Genomic DNA, 8,828 nt, shown 5'->3' with positions numbered 1-8,828 from the left:
ATAACGGCGGTAATCACATAGATCATCGAGCGCTTTTTTCATCATTCGATTCGGGGATAGTTTTACCTTTTCTGTTCTTATCACCGATAGCACCGCCTTTCCAATTGATTACGTTCGACGGTATTTGATAATATTCCGGTTAACTGTTTACTCCTCCGAACAACTCAATTATCGCATAAGTTTGGCAAGTGGTGGCAGATTTATAATATTAATTTTCTCACCCGGTAAAACTCACTTATAAAAAAGTCGATAAACATCTTAGCTTTGCTGTTGCCGAAACTGAGCCGGGGGCATCCCCACCGTCTTGGAAAAGACCCGAATAAAGCTGCTGTAGTTGGGATAACCACAGGCAATGGCGGTCGTGGAAATACTTTTCCCCTCCAAAAGTAGCCGACGCGCTTTTTCCATCCGGAGCTGCATGATGTAGGCGTGCAGCGGGATTCCGACTTCTTTACGGAAGTAGCGGTTCAAATAGTCGGGATTTAGGAAGAACCGTTCAGCGAGGTGATTGAGGTGTAAATTACCGTCAAGATTAGTGTCGATATAATCCAATAGTTTCTGCAGACGGTTGGGCTGACTGTTCGTTTCACCACTGTTGCGGCCATTTGTTGCTTGGTTAGCGAGCAGGAGGAGCTTAGCCTGGAGAATATTGAGCTGAACGTCCTTGCCGTAGCTGTTCCTGCTGAGGCACGTGATAACTTGATGGCATAGGTTAGTAAATTGGTCGACTTCTGGTTGATTGAGCTTAATAACGTTGATGTCCCAGCCCACGGGCAACTGAGTAAAGCACCTGAATAAGTCGGTTTCACTAGTTGAGAGTGCTTTGATCTTAGCAATCTCAATGTTGATAAACAGGCGGTCATAAGTTTGAGACGATAAGGTATACGCCCGGTGCCAGACGTTATTAGGAATAATAACTAAGTCCCCGGGATGGAGCTTGACATTGACCTTCTTAGATAAGAAGTCAACGTCACCGCCAAGAAACAAAAACAATTCAATGTGGTTGAGGTGATGATGGAATGGGCTGGCATGGTAAGTGTCACGGTGATGGAAACAGACAATTTCCTGGTTAAGGGTGCCGTCGAGCGGAAAATCATTGTAGTGACGCATGAAGATCTCCTTTTGCAATATTTGAGTCGCTCCTTGCAATTATTATTGCAAATAAAGCGGTTACAATGATTATAACACCGTTGAAATAGGACAAGGAGGACTAATATGCTTAATCAGGAATTTGAAATATCAAGAAATACGCGGGTTACAAGTTCGGATCTAACAAACCCGGTCTTAAAGAACGCACAAAGTATTCTGCAACGGGACATCAGTAAAGTCACTCAAGATGGCCAAGCAGATAATTTGATCTATTTGGCACTTGATCCCAAGGCTAATATTCCTGCCGAAGAATACCAGATTATCCCGGAGAAAAATCGGGTAACGATCAAGGCTTCGACGGCAATTGGTGTGATGTACGGGGCCCTGGCGGTTTCGTGTTCGGTATTAGGAATTGATGATTTCTGGTACTGGATGGATACCCCAGTCAAACGAGTCCCGAGTATTAAATGGTCAAACTTCGGCCTCCACCTCCCAAAATACAAGACAAAGTATCGTGGGTGGTTTATCAATGACGAACTATTTCTGATGACCTGGAAAGACCATGATTCCAATCAATACGTTTGGGAGCGGGCATTTGAAACCGCGTTGCGGGTCGGCTGCAACACAATCATTCCCGGCACGGATCTAACATCCCAAAAGAATCGGCGGGTTGCAGCCCAGTACGGCCTGATTATCGCCCAACACCATGCAGAGCCGCTCGGCGCCGAGATGTTTGCGCGCAAATACCCGCACCTGACAGCTTCCTACGTCAAGTATCCGGAACTATTCAGGCAATTATGGAAAGCGGCAATCATTGCACAGCGCAACATCCCCGTCATCTATAGCCTGGGCTTCAGGGGCCAGGGGGACAAACCGTTCTGGGTTGATGACAATAGCCAGGAATGGACCACGGACAAGATTGCGGAAGTAATCAACCATATCCTTGGCGAACAGTATGACCTGGTCAAGAAGTACGACCCCGCGGCGCCCATGGCGATCAACATCTACGGCGAGCTTACTCAAATGTACCGGGATGGCTTATTAAAAATTCCCGACGACGTCATTGAAATCTGGGCTGACAGCGGCTACGGGAAGATGGTGTCACGGCGGCAGGGGTTAGACAACCCACGCATCCCGATCCTCAATGTCCCTAATCCAAATCATCGGCTCCGGGGACTATACTACCATGCTGGCTTTCACGACCTCCAGGCATCCAACATGCTAGGTCTGATGTCGAACAGTCCGGCCTTTGTTTCCGAAGAGCTTGCGCAGGCCCGGAAAAACAATATGGACACCATCGAGCTGATCAATACCGGCAACATCAAGCCGCATATCCTGTACCTGCGCGAAATTGCCCAAAGCTGGCAGACCGATTACCGCGCACGAAGCTTGGATCAGATCCTCCATGATTATGTGACGACGTACTACACGGAAAACCAAGAAGAAATTATTAGTTACTACAAGCGATACTGGGGAAACGTCGTTCAGTACGGAAAACACCGCGACGAAACCGCGGGGGATGAGTTTGCACCGTTTTTGATCCGGCGAATAATTCAAGCCTGGGTAACACCAAACGGCAGGTTAACCGATGCCGGCTGGCTTACCAACGAGGGCTCGCTAGCTGGTGATTTGGCCAAGATCAAGAAGCTGGTCGAACCCTCGTTACCCCATTGGCAAGAACTGGTGAAAACCGTTGAAATCTTACTGCTGAAGACGACGGATCGCCACTGCCATGACCTGCTCTACGGTGACCTGTACATGAGTGTCGTCAACCAAGCCGCCGGTCTAGCCGCCCTCGATGAACTGATTCAGGCCTACGAGCTGCAAATGTCTAAAAAGAACAATAATTTAATCTTCGCATTTCTCAAGGCCGATGCAGCGGTCAGCGAAATGAACAAGATCATGATCGTCAGGGAAAATAACCCCTCACCAAAGTGGCGCGACTTTTACGTAAATGATGCTGACAACAACGTTCCATTAACCGTCCACAAGCTTAAGTTCCTTCGCCAATACATCCGGGCAATCGGTGATACGGCCGATGAAGACGGTTGGGAGCGCCGGTTCGTGAAGCTCCCCGGGGATGCCCGGGTGATGACGCTTTGGACAACGTATCGCGAAATGTCAGATAAACACCTGGCGGATAAGCTCCGCGAGGCCTTAAACGATGACTTTTAATTAGCAGGGAGGAAATTGATTATGAATAACGATCACAACTATTCTCAGCAAACCATTCATGATGGCTGGGATGAATACAAAAACCGGCGGATCTACCAAAGGCGGGGAAAGATCGGCATTGGCCGCTCAATCGGCTTCGGGGTCTTCTCGTTTTTCAGTATCTCAATGCAGGGCCTAGTCGGGGCATGGTTACTGTTCTTCTACACCACCTTTTGTGGACTATCCGCTGGACAGGGCGCAACCATCTTCTTAATTGGCCGGGTCGCGGATGCGATTGCCTCACTATTTATGGGAAATATCTCCGATAACATTTATAAATATCGGCTCGGGCGGAAATTTGGGCGGCGCCATATCTTCCTCCTGGTTGCGATGCCATCAGTCCTGGTCCCAATCACCCTTTGGATCGCCGGAATGTCCTACTGGTACTACCTGGTGACCTATTTACTGACGACGATTCTGATGTCAGTTTTGCAAATTCCTTGGGAATGCCTCCCCAATGAAATGACCAAGGATTTTAACGAGCGGACTTATATGTCGACCACCCGGATGGTGATTGCCGGGCTGGGGGGAATGTTAACCCAATTCATTCCAGCCCTGTTGTTCAAGGTCTACCCTAAGACTTCACCAACGCCGTACCTCCTAACGCAGATCATTTTTTCCGTTGTGACCGTCTTCTTGATTTGGATTTGCTACAAGACGACTTGGGAGCACTTCGTTACCAAGGCCGAAGCCAAGAAGCTGGACGCCGAGGCGAAAGCGGAAAATGGTACTAACCATGGCCTTAAAGCTGAATTGAAGAATTACTTCTCAACTTTCAAAATCAAGACCTTCCGGATTCACATGGGAATCTACCTCAGCTCGTACTTTGCCTCCATCCTTTTCAGCACGGTCTTCGTTTACTACATTGTTTATGTCTTAGGGAAGACCACTAGTACTTCTGGTTTCCTCCAGTCGCTCAGTATTGTTTCAGTTCCAGTAACCATCATTGCCGGGATTGTCATTACCAAGATCAGTTACCGGGCCATGGATCTCTTTGGTTATTCCTTAATTTTAATCAGTGCCATTATATGGGGAATCCTCGCCATGACGAAACCCGCTCATATTATGGCTTACCTGGTCATTGGAATGATCCTTTACGAAATTGGCTTGTACATTCTCTACTTTACCCCGTGGAACGCCTTTCCGTTCATCCCCGACCTCGATACCCTGGTTACCGGGAAAAACCGTTCCGGCCTGTTTGCGTCGGTGATGACCTTCATCAACCAGATCAGTCAAGGGCTTGCCGGGGTTGTTGCGGGGTATCTGCTGGACTTTTCCGGGTTCAAGAAATCCGCTACCGGAGCCATTGCCCAGCCACACAGTGCCATCATAATGATCACGCTTATTATGTCAGTCGGTGTTGGTGGCATGATTATCCTCGCCATGTATTTTGCTAGTCGTTTCCACCTTAGCAAGAAGACCTTCAAGGTGTTCTCTGCCGAACTGGTTCGCTTACAACATGGTGGTAGCATGAAGGACGTCGATCCGCATACTAAGGCAATTTGCGAAGACTTAACCGGTGTTAAGTATGACTCGATTACCTATTGGAAGAGAAATAATCAATAAACCCAATACTACAATAAAGTTGTGAGGCAGGGGATGTCCCTTAGCCTAAAACACATTAAATATAGAGGTCGGCAAAAGCGCACGTCCACTACTCTGATTTAGGGGCGTGACGGTCTTTTGCCGACCTGTTATTTTTTATAGATCTTTACTTTGAATCGCCGCCAGCCCCTTATTATCAACCGAAACGGGAAGAACTGTCGTAAGCAGTTTAATCAATCCGATATCCATCATGGCAACAAAGACAATGGTTAATAGCGTAACGAAAACCTGACTGCCAAGGAGGTGTAGCCCGCCGCCAAACAACAATCCATTAGGCACCTGTTTACTGATTTGATGGCTGGCAAAAATACCAGTAGCAACACTTCCCCAGATGCCACTCAGTCCATGGCAGCCAAAGGCATCGACAACGTCATCGATCGGCAGCCGGGGCTTGATTTTTACAATAAAGTACTGACTGATGGCCGCACCGATCATCCCAATAATTACTGAACCACCCAGTGTAACGTAACCCGCACTTGGGGTAATCGCCACGAGACCGGCAATTGCACCATTACAAGCACCGGCAAGGGTAACGTGGTTGAAGTGGTGGCGATCCAGCATCATCCATGTAACCATTGCTGTTGAGCACGAGATGGTAGTGGTTAACATTGCCTGAACAGCCGTATCGTTAACGGCTAAGGCAGAACCGGCGTTGAAGCCATACCAGCCAATCCACAATAGCGCCGTCCCGATTAACACCCAGGATAGATTATTATGCTGGGCGGTAACCTCTTGGCGCCGGCCGACCCAGCTGGAGAGGATCAAGGCAGTGATTCCGGCGTTTACGTGAACCACCAGTCCACCGGCAAAGTCCACCGCCCCAAGGGATGCTAACAACCCGTGTGGGGCCCACACCATGTGAACAAGCGGGTAGTAGACCAAGATTGACCAGCAGATAGTAAAAATCACCAGGAAGTTAAACCGGCCGTGACCGACTACGGACCCGCAGAAGATCGCTGGCGTAATGATGGCAAACATCATCATAAACATCGTGTAGTCGCCAATGGGGATGCCTGTTTTGGTAACGGCATCGATCGGGACATGGATCATGAGGATGTTTTTCAAGTTACCAATTACTCCCCAATGGTTCCCGGAAAAGGAGAGGGAATACCCGAGGATAATCCAGAGAATCACGGCCAACCCGCACATCATGAAAACCGTCAATAGCATATTGTTGGCGTGCCGCCGATTGACTAGACCACCGTAGAAAAACGCCAGGCCGGGTGTCATCAACAACACCAAGATACTGGCAATCATGATAAACAATGTATTTACCTGTAACATGTAGACCACTCCTCTAATAATTAGGGTCTAATCTACCATGGATAGGGGAGAGCCACAACGGTAGGCGCTAAATACCGCGGAATCATTAGCTGAAATCACTTTCATTGTGAAGAAAACTTAGTATTTGAACCCGTTGCTTTAAGAATATCATCCCCCTAATCCCGCCGCTTAACTGCCAAGGACTTTTTAAGGGATTTGCCTCTCTTCACAAGACCGCTTTTATGTTAAAATAAATATGTATAGTAACCGCTTACATTCATGACAGGAGTGATTCAAATGCATAAAATTGGTGTTATTGGGCTTGGCAACGTAGGCACCACCGTTGCCCATATTTTGCTGATGCAGGGGATGGTTGACGAATTAGTATTGATTGACCAAAATGAAAAAAAGGTGGCCGCTGAATATAATGACTTTGGCGACTCCTTTGCGCAAACCGCCCATTCAGCCGTGATCAAGCAAAATGATTACCGAGAGTTGGCTGATGCAGATATCATTGTAACAGCCTTTGGCGACATCAAGGCTACTGATCGCACCGGGGACCGGTTTGCTGAACTACCGATCAATTTGCGGAACGCCCGCGAGGTTGGCGAAAAGATCAAAGACAGCGGGTTCAACGGCATCCTCATCAACATCTCCAACCCGTTTGATGCCATCGTGGACGCTCTGCAAAAGGCCACCGGAATCCGCTATGACCGCATCTTTGGGACTGGCACCCTCTTGGACACTTCGCGAATGCAGCGTGCCGTGGGCGATCACTTTAATGAAGCCCCGCAAAATGTCGACGGCTACGTGTTGGGGGAACACGGCGACTCCCAGTTCACCGCCTGGTCAACCATTCATATCGATGGCAAACCGCTGACGGCGCTCGCTGATGAAGGGAAAATCAACCTGAATGAATTAGCCACCCAAATCAAGAACGGGGCCTTCACCATCATGGCCGGGAAGGGTTACACCTGTTTTGGGGTTGCCAGCTGTGCCGTTAAGATCATTGAGGCAATTTTCAGCGATAAACACACCCTTATGCCGGTTTCGGCCTTCATGGAGAAGTACGACTGCTATGTCGGCTATCCGGCAGTAATTGGTCGTAACGGCATTGAAGACCTCCCTGAAGTTAAATTGACTGATGAAGAAGAAGAAAAGCTTGCGCACTCTGCCAAGGTAATTAAAGAGAAGACGGCTGATTAGCGCGTCTGTTTATAACCAGAACAAAAGGATTCGATTTATTGGTAATCGAATCCTTTTTATTTAGGCCCGTTAGTTCAGCACTGATCATTTTAAGCATTCCCTGATGGAAAGTTTTAGTTGGGATACTCTAAGGCGTTAAGTAACGCTTAATAGTTTGTTAATTCTTCCATAATATTCAGGCGGCATTTCCTATGTTAACCTTTACACATAAGCTATAGGAGGCGCTTACAACATGAAAAAACTAACGGATAAAGTAACCTTTCGGCATGGTGCTACCATTAACAATCGCATCGTCCAAGCTCCAATGTTAACGAGCAGCGGGGTGGATGAAAAGGTAAGTCAGGCAACAATCGACTACTATAATGCTCGCTCCTAATCAGCAGGAATGGTGATTGTCGAATATACCAGTGTTAGCCCAAACGGTGGCCCATCCCGGTCAATCTCACGGCAAATGGAACAGTTGGCCATTTACAACGATTCCTTTAAGCCCGGACTCACCAAGGTCGCCAAGGTCCTGAAGAAGGATGGCAATAAGGCCATCTTACAACTTGTTCACTCTGGCCGGGAAGCTAAATTTCGTCATATCTTAGGGGGCCAAGTTGAGGTACCAACGAACATGGATTTTCCATGGATCGACTACCCATTGCATGAGCTGACCAGCGATGAAGTTTGGCAGATCGTCAAGGACTTCGGTGCCGCCACTAAGCGGGCTATCGATTGTGGATTCGATGGAGTCGAAATTCATGGTGCTAACCACTACTTGATTCAGGAATTCTTCTCTAAATACTCTAACCACCGCACGGACTACTGGGGTGGCAGCTTAGAGAAGCGGATGAACTTCGCTAAAGAAGTCTCCAAGGAGGTCTTCCGGGTCGTTAAGGAATATGCACCAAAGGGCTTTATCGTCGGCTATCGAATTTCTCCCGAGGAGATTCATGGTGAGAACATCGGCTACACCTGGCATGAATCACAGCAGCTGGTTGATATGTTAACGAAGAGTTTCGACTTTGACTACATTCACCTATCCCAGTTATCCGGCCTTGATTACAAGCAAAAGCCGCAGTTAGGAGATTCCGCCAAAACCCTGGCAGAACTATTAGGTGAAAAGATTAATGGGGATGCACTGGAGATTGTTGCCGGCGGGATCCGAACCGAGGAACAGATGAAGGATGCCCTAAATTACATGGATTTAGTAGGAGTCGCCCGGGCAACGCTCATGGATAATCAAATTGGCAAGAAGATCGAAGAGGGGAAGGGTGACCAGATTAATCAGGCCTTCACCAAAGAAAACCTCGCCGATCTACACCTAACTCCAGGTCTGATCGTTGGGATGACTAATGTTCCGAAGGATATGCAACTGCCTGGGACGGATGTGTTAATAAAGCCCGCCGAAGAAGTTTTGAAGAGTACGAAACATATTGAGATGGGCTATGCAGAAACTCACAAATAAG

Annotated in this window: 7 protein-coding genes; 5 read left to right on the top strand and 2 right to left on the bottom strand. The window is 47.9% G+C overall.

The features are described from left to right. Positions 1-258: 258 nt before the first annotated feature. A complete protein-coding gene (locus ACI31J_RS06510; RefSeq protein ID WP_439773621.1) occupies positions 259-1,128 on the bottom strand; it encodes a helix-turn-helix domain-containing protein in 870 nt (289 codons plus the stop codon). Positions 1,129-1,215: 87 nt separating this feature from the next. Here ACI31J_RS06510 and ACI31J_RS06505 point away from each other — a divergent pair, with 87 nt between their 5' ends. After that, on the top strand, positions 1,216-3,264 hold the full coding sequence (locus ACI31J_RS06505) for a glycosyl hydrolase 115 family protein (RefSeq protein ID WP_439773620.1): 2,049 nt from the start codon (positions 1,216-1,218) through the stop codon (positions 3,262-3,264). 21 nt (positions 3,265-3,285) lie between these two features. Then, on the top strand, positions 3,286-4,869 hold the full coding sequence (locus ACI31J_RS06500) for an MFS transporter (RefSeq protein WP_439773619.1): 1,584 nt from the start codon (positions 3,286-3,288) through the stop codon (positions 4,867-4,869). A gap of 135 nt (positions 4,870-5,004) precedes the next feature. On the opposite strand, the gene ACI31J_RS06495 is transcribed toward ACI31J_RS06500, so the two are convergent. Next, positions 5,005-6,192 carry an ammonium transporter gene (locus tag ACI31J_RS06495; RefSeq protein WP_439773618.1) on the bottom strand — a complete coding sequence of 396 codons (1,188 nt, stop codon included), beginning with the start codon at positions 6,190-6,192 and terminating at the stop codon, positions 5,005-5,007. A gap of 276 nt (positions 6,193-6,468) precedes the next feature. Between ACI31J_RS06495 and ACI31J_RS06490 the strand changes: the two genes are divergently transcribed. The 3 genes from ACI31J_RS06490 to ACI31J_RS06480 all read left to right on the top strand — a co-directional run bounded on the left by ACI31J_RS06490 (position 6,469) and on the right by ACI31J_RS06480 (position 8,827). Continuing rightward, the gene (locus ACI31J_RS06490; protein ID WP_439773617.1) at positions 6,469-7,377 is read left to right on the top strand and encodes an L-lactate dehydrogenase; all 909 of its coding nucleotides are present in this window, start codon (positions 6,469-6,471) and stop codon (positions 7,375-7,377) included. Between the two features lie 232 nt (positions 7,378-7,609). Beyond that, entirely contained in the window at positions 7,610-7,753 is a 144-nt protein-coding gene (locus tag ACI31J_RS06485; protein ID WP_439773616.1) for a hypothetical protein, read from the top strand. A 9-nt stretch (positions 7,754-7,762) separates the two neighbouring features. Further along, entirely contained in the window at positions 7,763-8,827 is a 1,065-nt protein-coding gene (locus ACI31J_RS06480; protein WP_439773615.1) for an NADH-dependent oxidoreductase, read from the top strand. Position 8,828: the final 1 nt, after the last annotated feature.

This window comes from Limosilactobacillus sp. (assembly GCF_051873075.1).
Taxonomy (GTDB): domain Bacteria; phylum Bacillota; class Bacilli; order Lactobacillales; family Lactobacillaceae; genus Limosilactobacillus.
The sequence above is the reverse complement of the archived record's forward strand: the minus strand, read 5'-3'. Positions and strand labels throughout refer to the sequence as shown.